The sequence below is a fragment of the Aquisphaera insulae genome, from assembly GCF_011064615.1.
GTDB classification, from domain to species: domain Bacteria; phylum Planctomycetota; class Planctomycetia; order Isosphaerales; family Isosphaeraceae; genus Aquisphaera; species Aquisphaera insulae.
In genome coordinates, this window is record NZ_JAALJH010000035.1 from 48,675 (window position 1) to 67,604 (window position 18,930).

Here is an 18,930-nt window from a genome sequence, read left to right on the forward strand (position 1 = left end):
GGGTGCGGCGAGTCGGGTCGGTCCGCGGAGTCGCCGCGGGGAGCGTCCGGCTCCCTTTCTACGACCCCGGAGGATGCCCGCGGACGGGCTACGGCTCCTTCCGACCGCGGTCGGCGGGTCCCGGCGGCTCGTGGTCGCCGGGACGGTTCCGCCGGGGATTGACCGGGATCAGGATCGATCGCCCGTCCGGTGCCGAGACGACGAGGGGGAGCACCGCCTCCGGTCCCAGGCTGCGGAGGACTCGCTCCATCTCCGCGACGTTATGGAGGGGGAAGTTCCCGACGCCGATGACCCGCATCCCCTTGCCCAGGCCGGCGGCCGCGGCGGGGCTCCCGTCGCGGACCGAATCGATCTCGATCGCCGTCGGGTTCGGGCCCCTGGCCGGGATGTCGATGACGTGGAACCCCAGGAAGGCCGCCTCCGGGACGTCCGGGAGCTCGGCGATCGTCACGTCGATCGTCCGAGAGTGGCCGTCCCGGTAATAGACGAGCGGGACCTTCGAGCCGACGTCCAGCCCCGCGGTCAAGAGCCGGAGCGTCGCGGAATCCTCGGTCTTGCGGCCGCTCAGCTTGACGATCACGTCGCCCCGCCTCAGCCCACCCGAGTCCGCAGGCCCCCCCGGATGCACGCCCGCCACCATCACTCCGCGAGAGTCCGGCAGGTGGGGATCGCCGGCCACGTTCTCCGAATTGGGGTCGAGGATCAGGCCGAGATAGCCGCGCACGACCTTGCCGGACTTGATCAGGCCCTCGACGACGCGTCGCGCCAGCGAGGTCGGGATGGCGAGGCCGATCCCCTCATAGGCCCCCGTCCGGGTGATGATTGCCGTGTTGATCCCCACGATCTTGCCTTCCAGGTTGATGAGCGGCCCCCCCGAATTCCCGGGATTGATGGCGGCATCGGTCTGGATGAAGGACTCGTAGTCCGCCAGCCGGACGTTATTCCGCTCGGTGGCGGAGACGATGCCCGCCGTGACCGAATGGTCGAAGCCGAGGGGGCTGCCGATCGCGAGGACCCAGTCGCCGATGTCGAGCTGATCCGAGTCCCCCCAGCTTGCATCCACCTTGAGCGCGGCATGGACCTGGAGGACGGCCAGGTCGGTCTTGGGATCGGCCCCGACCAGGCGAGCCCGCACGTCCGCGCCCGGGCCGAGCCGGACCAGGATCCGGTCGGCCTCCTTCACGACGTGATGATTGGTGACGATGTATCCCTTCTCCTTGTCGATGATCACGCCGGAGCCGAGCTCGGTATCCTGGTACAGAGGGACGTTCGGATTCCCCCCCACCGGCAGCCCCGGCAGCCCGGCGGCCTCGCGCCTGGCCCGCTGGGACTGGACGTTCACCACGGCGGGCGAGACGGCCGTCACGGCCATCCGGAAGAGCGTCGACGCCTGCACCAGCCCCGCCTTGTCCAGCTTCGCGATGGCCTCGGTCGCCGCCCGGGACCGGCCCGCTTCCCACGCGTAACCCGTCCGTTCGGCGACGAACGGCACGCCATAGACGATCAGGGCCGAGAGCGTCAGGATCAGGAGGATCAGCAGGAAGCCCCGACGCACCGGCGGTGTGGACGGCCTGGGGGGCGGCGCGTCGTCGTCGAGCCCGTGCTCCAGGGTATTGAACGAGGCCATCGGGGAGAGTCTCCGGGGAAATGACCGAAGGAGGGTGACGTGCGGGCCGCGGACCGACTGCTCGACCCATACCGGACGGCATCCTGCGAGGTGGATTATTCTGGGCGACCGTCGGCCCGAAAATCAACCCGCGCCGATCCGTAGCATGTCCGCATGAATCCGGAGATCGGCGAATCGACGGGTTCGTCGGAAACAACCGGGGCAGCACGATCGTTATAGTAACGATGGTCTCTCCGTGCATTCCTCGTGAGAAGGTGCCTCGCATGACGTTGTTTTCCAGGGGTGAGCGCTTCTGGTCGGAGATCTATCGCATCCGAGGTTCGGCGACGCCCCGCGTGGCGGGCCGGACGCTCGTCTTCGGGCTGGTCTCGACGCTCATCACGATCATCCACTTCCATCCCGCGTTCCCGAACGTCGCCGTCCCGATCACCCCGTACGAGGTCCTCGGGGCCGCGCTCGGCGCGCTCCTGGTGCTCCGCACGAACGCCGGCTATGACCGCTGGTGGGAGGCCCGGAAGCTCTGGGGAGGGATCGTCAACCAGTGCCGGAACATCGTCGTGCTGGCCGTCGCGCACGGCCCCGACGACGTGGCCTGGAAGCGACAGGTCGCGGCCTGGACCGCGGCCTTCGCCCATGCGTGCCGCCGGAGCCTGCGGAACCAGCGCGAGCTCGGCGAGCTGAAGCCCCTGATCGGCGAGGCCGAAACGGAGCGGATCGCGGCCAGCGACCACATGCCCTCGGCCGTCTCCCTGATGATGTCGAGGCTCTTCCGCCAGGGGGCCGAGATGGGCCTGGACCAGTTCGCGTTCCTCCGGGCCGAGGACGAACGGGCGAAGCTCATCGACCATCTCGGCGGCTGCGAGCGGATCCTCCGCTCCCCGCTGCCGATGGCCTACTCGATCCAGATCCGCCAGTTCATCTTCGTCTTCCTCTTCACCCTCCCGTTCGGCCTGCTCGCCGACGATCTCGACTGGCTAACCCCGGTCGTGACGATGCTGGTCGCCTTCCCGATCCTGGCCCTCGACGAGATCGGCGTGGAGCTCCAGAACCCCTTCTCCGAGTCGCGCCTCAACCACCTCCCGCTGACCGACCTCTGCGGGAACATCGAGCGGAACCTGCTGGCGCTCGCCGCCGGCCGGGCGGACGTCGAGGTCGACCGGGTCGGCGATGGCGCCGCGGGGCGGACCGGGGCTTGAGGAATCTCGTCGCCGATCGATAATAGGACCATGCCCACCGAGACCTCCACCGCCGTCGACCACCCCGCTCTCGCGTCCTCGATCTCGACTCGCCCGGAGCTGCTCGCACCCGCCGGGGACCGCGCGTGCCTGATCGCGGCGATCGAGAACGGGGCCGACGCCGTCTATTTCGGCCTCCAGCGCCACAACGCACGGATCCGGGCGAACAACTTCGAGGGCACCGACCTGGCGGAGATCATGGCGACGCTCCACCGCCGGGGCGTCCGCGGCTACGTCACGCTCAACACCCTGATCTTCCCGGGAGAGCTGGCGGACGCGGAGGGGACCGTTCGCGAGCTGATCGAGGCAGGCGTGGACGCGGTCATCATCCAGGACCTGGGGCTCGCCCGGCTGATCCGGGCGATCTCGCCGGACCTGGAGATCCACGCATCGACCCAGATGTCGATCACCAGCGAGGAAGGCATCCGGCTGGCCGCGGAGCTTGGCTGTTCCCGGGTGATCCTGGCCCGCGAGCTCTCCCTGGAAGAGATCCGGAAGATCCGCGGCCAGACCGAGGTCCCCGTCGAGGTTTTCGTCCACGGTGCCCTCTGCGTGGCCTACTCCGGCCAGTGCCTGACGAGCGAGGCCCTGGGGGGCCGCTCCGCCAACCGCGGCGAATGCGCCCAGGCCTGCCGGATGCCCTACCAGATCGTCTGCGATGGGCGGGACGTGGACCTCGGCAACGTCCAGTACCTGCTCAGTCCCCAGGACCTGGCCGCGTACGACCTGGTCCCCCGGCTGATCGAAATGGGCGTCTCGAGCCTGAAGATCGAGGGCCGGCTGAAGGCGCCCGAGTACGTCGCCAACATCACCCGCCACTATCGGAGGGCCATCGACGCGGCCCTCGCGAGCGAGCCGGCCGGCTTCACCCCCCGCGACGTCGAGGAGATGCAGCTCAGCTTCTCGCGGGGATTCAGCCACGGCTTCCTGGACGGCAACGACCATGGGGTCCTCGTCCGCGGCGATTACGCCAAGAAGCGAGGGCTGCTGATCGGGAGCGTGGCCGGTGTCACCAGGCAGGGCGTCCTCCTGGATGAGCCCGCGACCGAGGTCAAGCCCGGCGACGGCCTGGTCTTCGACGGCGACGACCGCGAGGGGATCTCCGAGCAGGGCGGACGCGTCTACGAGATCTTCCCGCTCGCAAACGGACGCGTCGAGCTGCGGTTCGGCCGCGACGCGATCCGCCTGCACGCGCTCCGACCCGGCCAGCGAGCCTGGAAGACCGACGACCCCGCGCTGACCGCCCGGCTGCGGCGGACCTTCGAGGGCCCTCCCGGCCGGCTCGTCGATCTCGACCTGAGGGTGACCGCGAGGGCCGGCGAACCGCTCCGCGTCGAGGCCAGGACGAGTGCAGGGCAGGGGACTTGCTTCGTCGGTGAGGTCCCGCTCGAATCCGCCCGATCGAAGCCCGCCGACGAGGATCTCCTCCGCGACCAGCTCGGCCGCCTCGGCGGGACGATCTATCGCCTTCGCGGGCTCGACGCGACGATCGAGGGGGATCCCATGATCCCACGGAGCCTGCTCAACCAGGTTCGCCGGGATCTCGTGGTGAAGCTGGACGAGGCCGCCTCGACACCGGATCGATCCCGGGTCGCCGAAGGCCCCGTGCTCCCTTCGCTTCTGGCCCCGATCGAGGCCGAACGGGCGCGGCAGCTTGTTGTCTCAGCGCCGCCCTCGCCGCATGCTGAGGCCCACTCATCTGGTCCCCTCACTCCTGCGTGGGGGAGGGTCAGGGAGAGGGGGCGACCGGCTCGGCCCGACGAGGAGACCGCAGGAAGTTCGGTCGCATCCCGACCCCAGGGGCGCATCGCGCCCGGGCTCTCTGCCCTCTGCCGAACGACGCCTCAAATCGAGGCCGCCGTCGCGACCGGCATCGAGACCATCTACGCCGATTATCAGGACATCAAGCTCTATTCCGAAGCCGTGGCCGCCTGCCGAAGAGCCGGTGCCAGGATCTACCTGGCCACCCCTCGGATCGAGAAGCCAGCCGAGGCGAACCTGTTCCGGTTCCTCGAGAAACAGGACCCCGACGGCCTCCTCGTCCGCAACGCCGGCGGCATCGCCTTCTGCAAGGAGCACTCGATCCCGTTCGTGGCCGACTTCTCCCTGAACGCGGCCAACCCGCTGGCCGTCGATCTGTTCCGCAAGCTCGGTGCCCTCCGCGTGACGGCCTCGTACGACCTGAACGCCACGCAGCTCACCGACCTGATCGCGGCGACGCCGCCGGGCTGGCTGGAGATCGTCATCCATCAGCGAATCCCGATGTTCCACATGGAATTTTGTGCGTTCTCCGCGCATCTGTCCAACGGCAAGCCCTTCCCCGATTGCGGCCGGCCCTGCGACGATCACGACGTGAAGCTGAGGGACCGGGTCGGCGTCGAGCACCCGCTCAAGGCGGACGTGGCCTGCCGGAACACCCTCTTCAACGCCACCCCGCAGACCGCCGTCGAGTACTTGCCCCACTTCCTCGCCCGCGGTGCCAGGAACTTCCGGATCGAGTTCCTCGACGACGACGCGGCCTCGGTCTCGCGGATCGTGCCCCTCTATCGCGAGGTCATCGAAGGCCGCCGCGAGGCGAGGAATCTCTGGCGTGAGCTGAAGGCCACGAGCCAGTACGGCGTCACGCGCGGGGCGCTCGCGATCGTGGAATAAGCGGACTCGACTCACCAATCCGCGACCACGAATTCCTACACTGGACCTTTCGCCTCGATCCGGTAGACTGGACGGAGACGACGAGGACAAACGTACCGGGCCCAGCCGTCGCGTGCCGAGGGTCTCATGAGCAGGATCGTCCCGCCCAATCCGGTTCTCGAGGTCGTCTATCCCGACACCGATGGTCGGCCCATGGCGGAAAACACGCGGCAGTATCGCTGGATCGTCATGATCAAGGAGAACCTCGAGGTCCTCTTCGGTGATCGCCCCGACGTGTTCATCGCCGGCGACCTCTTCTGGTATCCGGTCGAGGGCAATCCCCGGATCGTCACGGCACCCGACGTCATGGTGGCCATCGGCCGCCCCAAGGGCGATCGGGACTCGTTCAAGCAGTGGGAAGAAGCCGGCGTCGCGCCCCAGGTCGTCTTCGAGATCCGATCCACCAGCAACAGCGACGCCGAGATGGCGGAGAAGCTCCGCTTCTATGAGCGGCATGGGGTCGAGGAGTTCTACGACTTCGACCCCGAGACGGGCAGCCTGTTCGGTTGGCAGCGGACGGGACGGGTGCTCAAGGCCATCCCCGACGCCTACGGAAGCACGAGCCCAACCCTCGGGATTCGGTTCGAGAGGGACGACGGGCCGGAGTTCCTCAGGATCGTCGGCCCCGACGGCGGCCGATTCCTCACCACCCTCGAGCACTCCGAAGCCCGCAAGCTCGCCGAACGCCGAGCCCAGGCCGAACGCGAGCGAGCCGAACGCCTGGCCGCGAAGCTCCGAGAGCTCGGGATCGAGCCCGATTGAATTCCGTCGAAGACAACGAGAGTCGGTGATCGCCCGATGTCGCAGATCCTCGAAACCCGCTCCGGCCGCCCGCTGGAATACCAGGAATACGGCGACCCGGACGGCCATCCGGTCCTCTTCTTCCACGGCCTGATCGGTTCGCATCTGCAGGCGGCTTACGTCAGCGACGCGGCCGGGCGGGCGGGCTTCCGTGTGATCGCCCCCAACCGTCCGGGAGTGGGGAAGTCCGCCTTCGTCGAGCGGAAGACCGCGCTGGAGGCGGTGCCGGACGTCGAGGACCTGACGGCCTCGCTCGGGATCGACGATTTCAGCGTGATCGGGATCTCGGGAGGGACGCCCTATGCGCTCGGCTGTCTCCTGAAGCTGACCCCGCGGATCCGGACCGTGACGATCCTCAGCGGCATGGGGCCGACGCGGCTCCCCGGCGCCCTTCGGGGGATGGAGCGAAGGCGCCGGCTCACGCTCGAGATCGGCTCGCGGTATCCGATGCTCGCCAGGCAGGAGATCCGGAAGTGGGCCGAGCGGTACAGGGTCGACCCGCGAGGATTCCTCCGCTATCTGGTCTCAACCTGGTGCGAGCCCGACCGCACGCTCTTCGAGCGGGAAGAGGTCTTCAACCTCTTCCTTGGCGACCTCGAGCAGGTCTTCGTCGAGGGGAGCGGGCCGGAGACATTCGCCCAGGATCTGGCCCTCTACCGGAACTACGGCTTCCGCCCGGCCGACCTGCCGTCGAGCCATCTGATCACGCTCTGGCACGGTCTGGACGACATCATCGTCCCGCCCGGGATGGCCTGGAAGATGACCCGGGCGTTGCCGCGATGCGAGGCCCACTTCGTCCCCGGGGGGCACTTCGTGGCGATCTCGCTGGCGGACCGGATCACGGCCCGACTGCGGGAATTGCGGGATGATGCACTGGCCGGCCGATCGTCGGGCGTGATAAACTAACCATCAACAGGAACGCCCCCGCGCGCACGACCGTCCCGGCGAGGTCCTCGCGCGGTGCCGCCAGAAAGGGTTCCGGCCTCGGGACTGGCCGTCGCGACCCGCGTCTCCTCCGCGACCCACCGCCCCGGGCGAATGATCGCCCCGGACCCCTCGTCGGATCACGTCCATGCCCAGCGATCGCGACCTGTTCACCGAAGAGCAGCAGATGGCCACGATGAGCTTCGGCGAGCACATCGAGGAGCTGCGCGTCCGGCTCATCCTGGCCCTCATCGGACTTGCCGTCGGCATCATCATCGCCTTCATCCCCTACATGGATCTGGGCTGGCGGGTGATGAAGAGCATGGAAGCCCCCGCCAAGGGGGCGCTCGAGCGATTCTACAAGGAGGAATACGAGAAGAAGGCCGCCGCGGCCGAGGCGAGCCAGGCGCTCTCGCCGTCGGTCGAGGCCGTCATCCCGGCCGATTCCTTCGTCGCGGCCCTGAGGAAGGTCGCTCCCGACGTGAAGCTGCCGGTGGCGGAATCGCTCGCGGGCCAGACGGTCAGCTTCCCGATCCAGTACATGCAGCATCAGGCGATCCGCCTGATCGAGAATGGCGTCGTCCAGATCGACCAGTCGCTCATCTCCCTCGGGCCGCTCGAGACGATCACGATCTACTTCATGGTCTGCCTCGTCACGGGGCTGGTCCTCGTCTCGCCCTGGGTCTTCTACCAGATCTGGGCCTTCGTCGCGGCGGGGCTCTACCGCCACGAGAGGCACTACGTGAAGAAGTACCTGCCGATCTCGCTGGGCCTCTTCCTGGGGGGCGTCTTCCTCTGCTTCTTCTTCGTCCTGCCGCTCACCCTGCGGTTCCTGCTCGAGTTCAACGTCTGGCTGGGCGTGGCGCCCACGCTCCGGCTGAGCGAGTGGATGAGCTTCGCCACCGTGCTCCCCCTGGTCTTCGGCATCGCCTTCCAGACGCCGCTGGTCATGCTCTTCGTGGAGCGGATCGGCGTCTTCTCGGTCGACGACTTCCGGTCCAAGCGGAAGATCTCCATCCTGGTCATCACCATCGCCGCGGCCATCCTGACGCCGGGCCAGGACCCGATCAGCATGCTCCTGCTGGCCGTGCCGATGATCCTCCTCTACGAGCTCGGCATCATCCTGATCGGCTACGGCAAGAAGACGGCCAGGGTACCGGCGAGCATCTCATGACCCGTCGCGGGCACTCGACGACTTGCGAGTGCCCCCGCCAGGGCTTAACCTGACATCATGGAGATGCGCCGCGGTGATGGTCCGCCGCGCCTTCTTTCCGGTGCCGAAGGGCTCGCGATGATGCCGGCGAGGGACATGGAAGACGTCACCGTGGGTCTGGTGGGGCTGGGTACCGTTGGGACGGGCGTGGCGAGGCTGCTCACCGAGAACGCCGACCGGATCGCCCGCCGGGCCGGCAAACGCGTCCGTTGGAAGTGGGTCGCGGTCCGCGACCCGAAGAAGGTCCGCGACGTGGCGCTCGACGGCATCCGCATGACGACCGATCCCGCGGAGATCATCCGCGACCCGGAGGTCTCGATCCTGGTCGAGACGATGGGGGGGATCGACCAGGCGGCCGAGGTCGTCCTCGCCGCGCTCGACGCCGGCAAGCACGTGGTCACCGCCAACAAGGCGATGCTGGCGGAGCGGGGCCGCGAGATCTTCGACCGGGCGCGCAAGGCCCACCGCGCCGTGGCCTTCGAGGCGAGCGTCGGCGGCGGCATCCCCATCATCCAGGCCATCGGCGTCTCGCTGGCCGCCAACCAGGTCCAGAGCCTGGCGGCGATCCTCAACGGCACCTGCAACTACATCCTCACCAAGATGACGCTCGAGGGCCTCTCCTACGCCCGGGCCCTGCAGCAGGCCCAGGAGCTCGGCTATGCCGAGGCGGATCCGACCCTCGACGTGGACGGGACCGACACCGCTCACAAGCTGGTGGTCCTGGCCCAACTCGCCTTCGGCGCGAATGTCGTCACCCGGGACATCGCCCGCCGGGGGATCGACCGGCTTGATCTGGCCGACCTGACCTACGCCGGGGAGCTCGGCTACGCGGTCAAGCTGCTGGCCGTGGCAAGGCTCTCCGACGACGGGCTCGACCTCCGCGTGGCCCCGACCCTCGTGAGGAAGGGGACGCCGATGGCCGAGGTCCGAGGGCCCTACAACGCCGTCCGCGTGGTGGGAGACGCCGTCGGCGACGTCTTCTTCCAGGGCCGCGGGGCCGGGATGATGGCCACCGCCTCGGCCGTGGTGGGCGACCTGATCGACGTGGTGACCGGCCGCGCCCTCATCACCTCGCGGGTGCTCGATCCCTGGGGAGACGCCGACCGGCCGATTGCGCGGACGCCCTCGAACAAGCTCCGTCGCCGATACTATCTGAGGTTCATCATCGCCGACCGCCCCGGCGTGATCGCCGCCCTGACCCAGGTCCTCGGGGCCCACGGGATCAGCATCGCCAGCGTGATCCAGCACGACACCGACGACGCGCCGGATGGCAGCCCGGTCCCGCTCGTGATCATGACGCACATGGCGGTCGAATCCGAGGTCGAGGCCGCCCTCGAGGAGATCGACCGCCTGGACGTCGCCCACGCGCCGAGCGTCTTGCTGGCGGTCGAGGATTGAGAGACGAAGACAGGTTCAGACAGCACGGTGCTTGCGGAGCCCTCCCATGCCCAGGCCCAAATTCGTGATCGTGATCCCGGATGGAGCCGCCGACGAGCCCACGGAGCTGCTCGGCGGCAAGACGCCCCTCGAGGCCGCCCACCTGCCGGCGATGGATCGCGTCGCCCGCGGAGGGATCGTCGGCCGATCGAGGAACGTCCCCGAGCGGTTCCTGCCGGCGAGCGACGTCGCCACGCTCAGCCTCTTCGGCTACGACCCGGAGAAATACTACACCGGCCGGGCCCCGCTCGAGGCCGCGGCCATGGGGATCCACCTGGGCCCGAACGATTGGGCGATCCGCTGCAACCTGATGACGATCCGCGACGGCCGGCTCGCCGACTTCACGGCCGGCCACGTCACCAGCGAGGAGGGCAAGCCGCTGATGGACTCCCTCCAGACCGCCCTCGGCCGGCCGAATGTGGAGTTCCACGCGGGCGTCAGCTATCGCAACCTGATGATCTACCGGGGCAAGCCCGGCGAGGCACAGTTCGACGACTCCACGATCACCGACCCGCCGCATGATCACCCGGACCAGCCCGCGGCCGAGCATCTGCCCCGCGGCGCAGGGGCCGAGCTCCTCCGCGAGCTGATGGCCGCCGCCACGCCGATCCTGGCCGATCACCCGGTGAATCGTGCCAGAGTCGCCGCCGGCAAGAAGCCGGCCAATGCCATCTGGCTCTGGGGCCAGGGGAATGCCCCGAACGTGCCGCCATTCGAGGAGGTCCACGGGCTCCGGGGGGCGATCATCTCCGCCGTCGATCTCGTCCGCGGCGTCGGCGTCCTGGCCGGCTGGGACCGGATCGACGTCCCCACGGCGACCGGATACCTCGATACCGATTACGCCGCCAAGGGGAGAGCCGCGATCGAGGCCCTGGAGACGCACGACATCGTTTGCGTCCACGTCGAGGCCCCCGACGAGGCCAGCCACGAGGGCCGCGCCGACGCCAAGGTGGAGGCCATCGAGCGGATCGACCACGACATCGTGAACCCCGTCCTCGAAGCCCTCCGCAAGTATCCCGAGTGGCGGATGGTGATCTCGCCCGACCACTCGACCTTGCTGAAGACGAAGGCCCACGACCGCGCCCCGGTCGCCTGGGCGATGGCCGGCACCAACCTCCCGGCCTCCGGCCTCACCTACGACGAGCGCGCCGCCCGCGAGGGCGGCGGCCCGTTCCTCGCCCAGGGGTTCCGGCTGATGGATCGGTTTCTTGATCTGAAGTGGAGCGGTCGGCCCGAGTGAAGTGGGGTCTCCTCACAGGCCTTCCCTCACGAAGAGCGGAAGGAACTCGGAGAGCTTCACGGCGGCACCAGGCATCGTCGGTCGATTGATGAACCTGAGTCCGGACGGCTCGCGTGTAGCCGAGATGCTCCTCATCACGGCCGCGAAGAGACCTCGGAGGCGCAGTTCCTCCGGCGAGAGGTCTTCCGGCTTTTCGTCGCTGAGGCAACTTTTGATGGTGTAATCCTGGAACTGGACGAAAAGGTCCAGGAGTGTGTCCGTGTCCTGGGGATGATGAGGATTCGCCATGAGTCGGAATGACAGGTCGTCCGAGGGCTCCAGCTTGAAATAAACCCGATCGACGATGTGGGCGAAGCTAGCGAAGCCGTCGCCCTTGTCGGCTGCGTCGTCCCGCTTCGTGGCGGTTTGAATGCGACCGTCGCCGTTGTCGAGGACCACCGCCACCAGCCCACGCTCAACATCCTTCCATGAATCTCGTTGGGTGAAGGGAGGCGCAGCGGGTTCACGGCGGCGGAGCACGGAGAGCAAGGCGGATTCACGCTCCTGGACCAGGGTCCTCTCATCGGCCACGAAAAAGCAGTCGTCTTTCGCAAAATACGACGATTTCACTTTCAAGTAAGTCTTCCCCTGGGAGTGATACTCGGTCGCGTCTGGCCAGATCGCCCGGATGAGTCCGTTCCAGTCGTAAGGATCGTTGGTTCGGACCATGATTCCCGTCGTGCCGAAGCTCCGTAGCTCTTTCCCTTGATTCCGAGTGCGTCCGAGTCGGATGGCTCCAATGAGTTGTTCGATCTGCTCGGGCTTCAGCGGATGGTCTCGCCAGAAGCGGACGAAGGTGTCGCCAAGTTTCGCCTGGTTTTCGGCCAGGCCCTTCAAGAGCGCCCGGCCAGGCTCGTCCATGCCGGCACGCTCAAAGACCTGCGATACTCGAATGGCGTAAATGCCCATCGCATCCGCAGGGATGTAACTGAGATCGAACGAGGGGATGTCCGCCGTCGGCATGGCCTTTCTCACCGCCACGGCCGGCGGATCTCCCAGAAGCGGATTGGGAACCATAGCGAGGCCCAGGGCCACCGCCGCCAGCAAGACGCCCGTCGCCCAGCGACTTGTCCTCAGGCCCGATCGTTCGACCATCCGATCCTTCGATTCCAGCATCGCGATCCTCCTGATCAGCGTCCCCTTCGCCGGTGAGAACGGCCTCACCGGCCACCATGAACTGCGTCCGTCCTGATCCAGGGCCATCCGCGCCAGGACGGCCCGGTACGCCTGCGCCCCTCCCGAAAGCTCGGCCGCGATGGCGTCGGCCGCCTGCTCCTGCATCATCTGGAGCCGGTTCGCGAGCCAGGTCACGAGCGGATGATAGGCGTGAATCGCCCGCGTCAAACTCGCCATCAGGCCGAGGGCGTAATCCGACCGCCAAACGTGGGCCAGCTCGTGCGCGAGCACGGCTCGGAGATCCGTCTCCGGCCAGCTTCGCCAGGCTGAAGGCAGCAGGATGACCGGCCGCCGCCATCCGGCCGTCGCGGCCGAGGTCGCGCCAGGCACCTCACGAACCTCGACCGGCCTTCGAAGATGCAGGGCCGCTCGAATTGAGTCGATCTGGTCGAGCAAGACGCGATCATCGATCTCGCCACCACTTCGACGGCAACGGCGGACCTCGAGCAGGCCGAGCCCCAGCCGAATGAGGCCGATCGCCGCCAGTCCCAGCAGCCCCCAGACCGCGAACCGCATCCCCTTCGAGCGTGGGGCCGAAATCTCATTCACGCGATGCTCGAGCGTTCGCAACCGCGACGCAATCGCTTCCCACGAGAGGCTGCGTGAGGCTGCGGCTTCGAGGTCAGATCGGATCGTGTCCGATTGGGACTCACCCTCCACATCACGGGAAATCCGCGGCGCCGCCTCGGCATGCGAGAACATCGGCCCGATCGAGATCAGCCCAATCCAGGGGGCCATCGCCGTGACGGCGAGCGTCATCGCCAGGCCCATCGCCGCGACGAAGGCGCCGAGCGATGGCCTTCTCCCTGAGACGATCCCGTACCCGATCGCGACCGGAACCAGCAAGCCCGTGACCTGGACGACGAGCCAGGCGACCGTCGGAGCGATGGCATTCATTTCGCGTCCTCCCTGAGGATCTTCTCCAGGACCCGGCGCTCTTCCTTCGTCAGCTTCCGCTGCTCGACCAGGCGATAGAGCAGGTCGGCCCGCGAGCCGCGGAAGACCCGTTCGATCAGGTCCCCGAGCAGGCGCCCGGACACCTCCTCATGCGATCGAGCCGCCCGGTAGACGAACGGCCGGTCCTCATTCACCTGCGAGAGAAACCCCTTCTCCTCGAGCGCCCGCACCAGGTTCGCGATCGTCGGATACGACCGGTCCAGCCCCGCCGCGGCCAGCCGGTCGCGGGCCTCCGCCGCGGTCATCTCCTCCATGCCCCAGAAGACGTGCATGACCTCGAGCTCCCGCTCGGTCAGGTCCCTCGCCCGCGGCCTCGCCATCGGTGTGCCTCCGTGATTCGTCCGACCGACCCCGATTCGGTTCTCCAAATTTGATTTGCCAAATTTACCGTCCGGAGGGGCCGCGTCAAGTCGAAATCGGGGCGAGGCGGTGTCTCATCGAGGGGACGCGGCGGCCGGCTCGGACAGGACGAACAGGCCGTCCACCTTCTTGATCCGATCCACGTCGGCGAGTCGCTCGGTCGTGAAATCGGCCAGGACGACGGCGAAGCCGCTGGGGTGGCGGCTGGTGATCGAGCGCACCTGGTCCTCGGTCAGCTCGTCGAAGGGGCTTCGCCAGTCGAGGGGGAGGCCCGCGGCCTCGATGAGGAGGATGGCGTTCCCGGGGGCTTTCGCCGGTTCCAGGGATGAGAGATCGTTGATCATCCGATAGGAGGCGTTGCCGGCCGGCATCAGCGTTCGGTAGGCGGGGCAGCCATAGAGCGCGGGCATGTCGCCGGCGTGGTGCTGATTCTCGTCGCTGTCCCAGGGCTTGCGGAAGTCGTACCGCTCGCCCGCGGCGACCTCGCCTCCGAAGCGGGGGAGGAAGGTCGCACGCCAGGACTCCCGACGAGCCCCGCCGGGCTCGGCCTGGAACGGCGGCGGGAAGTGGCCGAAGGTCCGCACGTAGTCGGACAGCGTGGTCGCGAGCCGGTTGACGTTCTCCTGGCATTCGGCCTGGGCGGTGAAGATGACCTCATGCCGCGACCGCTCGCGCTCGAAGTACCGGACCAGGGAGAAGAGGCCGGCGATCATCGCGATCGGGAAGACGAGGTGCCAGGGCCGGAGGCGGAGAGGCCGCCCGGGGCGGCCGGCGCGGGCGGGGTAGGGGGGGACGGGAGGGGGGGTGGGCTGGACGTTCATGGTGGGGCTTCGATCGGTGGAATTAGAGGCCCTTCCAGGGGCCGTTGAGGATGTCGCCCTCGAAGACCGTGGCCAGGACGGGCTCGTCGGACTCGAGGATCAAACGGTGGGGGTCGGGATCATCTCGGTCGGGGAGGCCGATGACGGCCAGGTCCGCCGACTTCCCCGGCCGGATGCTGCCGGTGGCCGTCTCCGCGCGTAAGGCCCAGGCGCCGAAGAGGGTGGCCATCGTCAGCAGGAGCTCGCCGGAGAGCGAGCCGTCGCGGCGGTGGAGGAAACGGATCTCGTCGAGGACGCTGAGCGTGGGGGTGGAGGCCAGGCTGTCCGTCCCCAGGCAGACGATGACGCCCTTCTCGAGCAAGGTCCGGTATGGGTGCGGGGCATGGCCGAACCGGGCGTGGGTACGGGGGCAGAAGGCGACGGCCACGCGATGGCCATTCGGCCCGGCCTCGGGGCGGAGCTGCCAGAACTCCGACGGGTCGAAGTACGTGCCGTGGGCCACCAGCCAGTCGGCATTGCGTAGCTCTCCCTTGCGGATGTAATCCGCCGGACGCGAGCCGATCGGCTCCCAGTCGTCGTCCCAGGCGCCCAGGTCCTCCAGGAAGTCCCGGAGCGGGCCGTCCCGACGCTCGAGCAGCCGCAGCTCCTCGGGCATCTCCGCCAGGTGGGTCGAGAGCGGCAGTCGGCTCGCCGCGGCCCGGTGGTAGAGCCACGGCGAGGTGGAATACGGGGCGTGCGGGCTGAGGCCCGGCTTGGCGCAGGCGGCGATCTGCTTTTCCCGCGTCACGGTCGCCAGCCAGTTCCACGCGGCGTCGCTCGTCTGGAGGCCGCGATAACGCTTCAGGCCGATCAGCTCGGCGAAGACCATCGCCCGGACCGGGGCCGAGGCCACCTGGTCCCAGCTCAGGCCCGCGGTCGTCGTGTCCGCCAGGAAGGTCGTCCCGGCCTCGATGCAGGCGGCGAGGTTGCGACTCACCGCATCCTTGAGCATCTGTTCCGAGCCCCCGCGCCGCTGGTCGATCACGCGGCGGAGCCAGGCCACCTCGTCCTCGGGCCCCGCAGTCGTCCCCGAGTCGATGTCCACGTGGTCCAGCTCGAGATGGGTGTGGGCGTTCACGAACCCGGGGACGATGGCCACGTTCCCCAGGTCGAGGTCCCCGGCCCGCTCGCGGGCCGGCCCGACCCAGCCGATCCGCCCCTTGTCGAGGACGACGACCCCGTCCTCGATCGGCGGCCCCTCGACGGGGAAGACGAATCGCGCCTGAAGTGTCAGGGTGTCTCGCCTCATCGTCCCTGTCCCGTCCCAGGGGCCGCGCCCTTCGGCTCGGGCGGCGTCCATAGCTCGTGGGTCCCAGGCCCCACGTCAACCGGCGGGGGCCTCCGCCATCTCGTCGACCGCGACCGGGTGCGCGTTCCGGCGGCCGGGACGATCGAGCTTCCAGAGATAATAGAAGAGGACCGCGGAAGCCAGGGCGCTCAGGACGATCCACCCCACATGATAGAGGCCCTCCCCGGCATCCCGATAGATCCAACGGGCCAGACCGGCCGACTCCAGCAGCCGGATCCGCTGCGGCTGCGTGACCGCCAGGGCGTTGTTGAGGAAGTGGAACACGATCCCCGGTAGCAGGCTCCGGCTCCGGATCGCCAGCAGGCCGAGCACCACGCCCAGCAGGGCCGCGTTGAAGAGCTGCTGGTACATGCTCAGCAGGACGTGCAGGAACCCGAACATCAGCGCCGAGATGAAGATGGCCGAGCGGATCCGCCGGCCCCGCTCCAGGCCCGACAGGATGAAGCCCCGCAAGGCCGTCTCCTCGCAGATCGCCGGCACCAGCGCGAAGACCCCCACCAGGGCCGGGAGGCCGAGATCCGGCGGCACGAGCTGAGCGTACGCGCCCTTCACCGTCTCCGAGATCGGGAAGAGCTCCTGGACGAGCTTCCCCAGCAGGTTGACCAGCGGATTCAGGGCCAGCGGGAAGGCAGCACCCAGCGCGACGTACCTTGCCCGGGGCCATGCCAGCCGGAGCGTCCGGGCCGGATCGGACGTGAGCATGACCGCCATGAAGATCGGCGGGATCAGGATCAGGAACTGTCCCGCCGCGATGGCGGCCAGGCTGGCGCCGATCCCGCGCATCAGCATGTAGATCATCAGGAACCACGAGGCCGACAGGATGATGGCGAAGCAGAGGATCGCCTGCCCGCCCGTGGGCAGCGGCTCCTTGTCGCGGAGCAGGTGCGCCAGCCAGGTGCGGACGTCGAACCGCTCCGCCTCCCGGAAGAGGACCCCCTCGCGCTCGAACTGGTCGACCGCCCAGCGGAGGGCCACCCAGGCATAGATGATCGTCGGCACCATCACCGGCAGGAAGAACCGCACGCCGGTCTGATAGTCCCCCATGATGAGCGAACGCAGGAGGAGCGCGACGCCCGTGATCGGCACCAGGCTGTAGAAGAGGTTCAGCTTGATCTCGGGGAGGAGCGTCAGGAAGATCAGCGGCAGGCAGACCAGGTAGAGGGGCGTCATGTAATACTGCCCCTCTTTCATGCTCTTCGCGAGCACCGCGAGCGACAGGCAGACGGCGCTGAAGAAGGCCGCCAGGGGGATCAGCAGCACGACCATCCAGATCGCCGATTGCACGCTCGGGGGCGAGAGGCCGCCCGCGGCCTGGGCGGCGCCGTGGAGCCCGAGGTGCCCGCCCCGGGCGGCCATGAAGATCCCGGTCAGGCCCATGCTCACCAGGTTGAGGACGGCCGTCGTGACGCTCGCCAGCATCACCGTAAAGAACTTGCCCAGGACGATCTCCGACCGCGTCGCCGGGCTGATCAGGAGGGTCTCCATCGTCCCTCGCTCCTTCTCCCCGGCGCAGAGGTCCACCGCCGGGTAGAAGGCCCCGGTGAGCGACATCATCACCAGCAGGAACGGGAAGATCCGGCTCCAGACGCTGCCGCCGACCTCCTGCTCCGTGGCGACGTCCATGCCCCGGACCTGGATCGGATCGGTGTAGCCGGCGGGGAGATTGTCCTGCTTCGCCCTGGCCTCCACGATCCCCCGCTTCCAGCGGTCGAGCATCTCGCGGAGCCGCAGGTAGGTGATCTGGCTGGGCTCGTCGACGCTCCGATAGAGGATCGGGATCGGCGCGTCGTTCTTCTCCTTGAACTGCTTCGGCAGGTCCGCCGGGATCACCATGATCGCCGCCGCGTTCCCCTGGCGGATGGCCTGCTGCCGGAACGCCTCGCGTCCCCAGGGGCCGTCGGCAGGCTGCTTCTCCACCGTCAACAGCGCGGCCTCGGCGGGCGAATCGAAGAGCCTGGGATCGAAGCCGTCCCCCGCCGCGTTGAGCAGCGGCTGCTCGGCCGGCAGGTGCTCCGCCCCCACCATCACCACGACCCGCGGCTTCTTCTCCATCGCCGCCACCATCTGGGAGATCCCCAGGCCCAGCAGCGGATAGAGGAGGATCGGGAAGATGAAGACCATGAAGAGCGTGCGGCGATCCCGGAGCTGGTCGAGGAGCTCGCGGCGGAAGATCACTCGCAGGTTCGACCAGCTCATCATGCGTGCTGCTCAGCCTCTCGTGAGATGAGTCGCGTCGGGTCTTCCCGCTCAGGGGGCCGTGGCGACGGCGTCCGCGTCCTCGGCCGCCCGATCGGCCTTCTCGACCAGGGTGAAGAAGAGCTCCTCCAGGTCCGGCTGGGCGAACCGATCCAGCAGGTCTCGGGGCGAGCCGGCGGCCTGGACCGCCCCGCGATGGATGATCGCCACCCGCTGGCAGAGCTTGGAGACCTCGTGCATCGAGTGCGTGGAGAAGAGGATCGTCTTGCCCATGTCGCGGAGCTCGAGGATCTTCTGCAGGACCGATCGCTGCACCAGGACGTCCAGCCCGGAGGTCGGCTCGTCGAAGATCAGGACCGGCGGGTCGTGGACGACCGTCCGCGCGATCGACACCTTCTGCTTCATCCCGGTGGACATCTTGGAGCAGAGCAGGTCGCGGAAGTCGTTCATCTTCAGCCAGTCGAAGATCGACTCCATCCGGTCGCGCAGGGCCTCCCGCGAGAGCCCGTAGAGCCGGCCGAAATACTCGACGAACTCCCAGGCGGTCATCCGATCGTAGATCCCGGTGCTCGCCGACATGTAGCCGATGTGCCGGCGGACCGCCTGCGGCTGCTCGACCACGTCGTACCCCGCGACCACCGCGTGGCCCGCCGTGGGCTTCAGGACGGTGCTCAGGATCCGCAAGGTCGTCGTCTTGCCCGCCCCGTTGGGGCCGAGCAGGCCGAAGATCTCGCCGGGCCGGCAATCGAACGAGACCCCGCGGACCGCGGGCACCCAGCCCCGCTGATAGTCCAGGAACGACTTGGAGAGGTTCTCGACGTGGATCACTCGGCCGCTCGGGGTTGGACGCTCGGACGGATCATCA

14 protein-coding genes and 1 pseudogene are annotated in these 18,930 nt (G+C 68.2%); 7 read left to right on the forward strand and 8 right to left on the reverse strand.

From position 1 onward, the window contains the following. Positions 1-88: 88 nt before the first annotated feature. Complete coding sequence (locus G6O54_RS18800) at positions 89-1,627, reverse strand: trypsin-like peptidase domain-containing protein (RefSeq protein ID WP_165227198.1); 1,539 nt, start codon at positions 1,625-1,627, stop codon at positions 89-91. Between the two features lie 263 nt (positions 1,628-1,890). Between G6O54_RS18800 and G6O54_RS18805 the strand changes: the two genes are divergently transcribed. The 7 genes from G6O54_RS18805 to G6O54_RS18835 all read left to right on the forward strand — a co-directional run bounded on the left by G6O54_RS18805 (position 1,891) and on the right by G6O54_RS18835 (position 11,168). Continuing rightward, positions 1,891-2,823: a bestrophin family protein gene (locus G6O54_RS18805; RefSeq protein WP_165227199.1), complete on the forward strand. Its 933-nt coding sequence runs from the start codon at positions 1,891-1,893 to the stop codon at positions 2,821-2,823. A 30-nt stretch (positions 2,824-2,853) separates the two neighbouring features. Further along, complete coding sequence (locus G6O54_RS18810; protein ID WP_165227200.1) at positions 2,854-5,514, forward strand: U32 family peptidase; 2,661 nt, start codon at positions 2,854-2,856, stop codon at positions 5,512-5,514. A 126-nt stretch (positions 5,515-5,640) separates the two neighbouring features. Next, on the forward strand, positions 5,641-6,315 hold the full coding sequence (locus G6O54_RS18815; RefSeq protein ID WP_165227201.1) for a Uma2 family endonuclease: 675 nt from the start codon (positions 5,641-5,643) through the stop codon (positions 6,313-6,315). Positions 6,316-6,351: 36 nt separating this feature from the next. Next, positions 6,352-7,260, forward strand: coding sequence for an alpha/beta fold hydrolase (locus tag G6O54_RS18820; RefSeq protein WP_165227202.1), 909 nt, complete (start codon positions 6,352-6,354; stop codon positions 7,258-7,260). A gap of 166 nt (positions 7,261-7,426) precedes the next feature. Beyond that, complete coding sequence (tatC, locus tag G6O54_RS18825; RefSeq protein WP_165227203.1) at positions 7,427-8,452, forward strand: twin-arginine translocase subunit TatC; 1,026 nt, start codon at positions 7,427-7,429, stop codon at positions 8,450-8,452. Positions 8,453-8,569: 117 nt separating this feature from the next. Next, positions 8,570-9,889 carry a homoserine dehydrogenase gene (locus tag G6O54_RS18830; RefSeq protein WP_250846973.1) on the forward strand — a complete coding sequence of 440 codons (1,320 nt, stop codon included), beginning with the start codon at positions 8,570-8,572 and terminating at the stop codon, positions 9,887-9,889. A gap of 46 nt (positions 9,890-9,935) precedes the next feature. Next, a complete protein-coding gene (locus tag G6O54_RS18835) occupies positions 9,936-11,168 on the forward strand; it encodes a cofactor-independent phosphoglycerate mutase (protein WP_165227204.1) in 1,233 nt (410 codons plus the stop codon). A 12-nt stretch (positions 11,169-11,180) separates the two neighbouring features. Here G6O54_RS18835 and G6O54_RS38005 read toward each other — a convergent pair whose 3' ends face one another. From G6O54_RS38005 to G6O54_RS18865, 7 genes and pseudogenes are all read right to left on the reverse strand, one after another. Continuing rightward, complete coding sequence (locus G6O54_RS38005) at positions 11,181-12,323, reverse strand: hypothetical protein (protein WP_250846974.1); 1,143 nt, start codon at positions 12,321-12,323, stop codon at positions 11,181-11,183. Between the two features lie 6 nt (positions 12,324-12,329). Then, a pseudogene (locus G6O54_RS38875) lies at positions 12,330-13,280 on the reverse strand (M56 family metallopeptidase); the annotation flags it as partial. Next, positions 13,277-13,660: a BlaI/MecI/CopY family transcriptional regulator gene (locus G6O54_RS18845; protein ID WP_165227206.1), complete on the reverse strand. Its 384-nt coding sequence runs from the start codon at positions 13,658-13,660 to the stop codon at positions 13,277-13,279. The gene G6O54_RS18845 and the pseudogene G6O54_RS38875, both read right to left, overlap by 4 nt. Before the next feature lie 114 nt (positions 13,661-13,774). Further along, positions 13,775-14,521, reverse strand: coding sequence for a DUF1559 family PulG-like putative transporter (locus G6O54_RS18850; RefSeq protein WP_165227207.1), 747 nt, complete (start codon positions 14,519-14,521; stop codon positions 13,775-13,777). Positions 14,522-14,543: 22 nt separating this feature from the next. After that, the gene (locus tag G6O54_RS18855; protein ID WP_165227208.1) at positions 14,544-15,809 is read right to left on the reverse strand and encodes an amidohydrolase family protein; all 1,266 of its coding nucleotides are present in this window, start codon (positions 15,807-15,809) and stop codon (positions 14,544-14,546) included. 75 nt (positions 15,810-15,884) lie between these two features. Then, entirely contained in the window at positions 15,885-18,068 is a 2,184-nt protein-coding gene (locus G6O54_RS18860; protein ID WP_165227209.1) for an ABC transporter permease subunit/CPBP intramembrane protease, read from the reverse strand. A 48-nt stretch (positions 18,069-18,116) separates the two neighbouring features. Then, complete coding sequence (locus tag G6O54_RS18865) at positions 18,117-18,893, reverse strand: ABC transporter ATP-binding protein (protein ID WP_165227210.1); 777 nt, start codon at positions 18,891-18,893, stop codon at positions 18,117-18,119. Positions 18,894-18,930 lie beyond the last annotated feature (37 nt).

Coding starts and splice junctions, on each gene's coding strand:
- G6O54_RS18805 (WP_165227199.1), top strand. CDS start 1,891: ATGACGTTGTTTTCCAGGGGTGAGCGCTTCTGGTCGGAGATCTATCGC.
- G6O54_RS18810 (WP_165227200.1), top strand. CDS start 2,854: ATGCCCACCGAGACCTCCACCGCCGTCGACCACCCCGCTCTCGCGTCC.
- G6O54_RS18800 (WP_165227198.1), bottom strand. CDS start 1,627: ATGGCCTCGTTCAATACCCTGGAGCACGGGCTCGACGACGACGCGCCG.
- G6O54_RS18835 (WP_165227204.1), top strand. CDS start 9,936: ATGCCCAGGCCCAAATTCGTGATCGTGATCCCGGATGGAGCCGCCGAC.
- G6O54_RS38005 (WP_250846974.1), bottom strand. CDS start 12,323: ATGCTGGAATCGAAGGATCGGATGGTCGAACGATCGGGCCTGAGGACA.
- G6O54_RS18860 (WP_165227209.1), bottom strand. CDS start 18,068: ATGATGAGCTGGTCGAACCTGCGAGTGATCTTCCGCCGCGAGCTCCTC.
- G6O54_RS18815 (WP_165227201.1), top strand. CDS start 5,641: ATGAGCAGGATCGTCCCGCCCAATCCGGTTCTCGAGGTCGTCTATCCC.
- G6O54_RS18845 (WP_165227206.1), bottom strand. CDS start 13,660: ATGGCGAGGCCGCGGGCGAGGGACCTGACCGAGCGGGAGCTCGAGGTC.
- G6O54_RS18855 (WP_165227208.1), bottom strand. CDS start 15,809: ATGAGGCGAGACACCCTGACACTTCAGGCGCGATTCGTCTTCCCCGTC.
- G6O54_RS18830 (WP_250846973.1), top strand. CDS start 8,570: ATGATGCCGGCGAGGGACATGGAAGACGTCACCGTGGGTCTGGTGGGG.
- G6O54_RS18850 (WP_165227207.1), bottom strand. CDS start 14,521: ATGAACGTCCAGCCCACCCCCCCTCCCGTCCCCCCCTACCCCGCCCGC.
- tatC (WP_165227203.1), top strand. CDS start 7,427: ATGCCCAGCGATCGCGACCTGTTCACCGAAGAGCAGCAGATGGCCACG.
- G6O54_RS18820 (WP_165227202.1), top strand. CDS start 6,352: ATGTCGCAGATCCTCGAAACCCGCTCCGGCCGCCCGCTGGAATACCAG.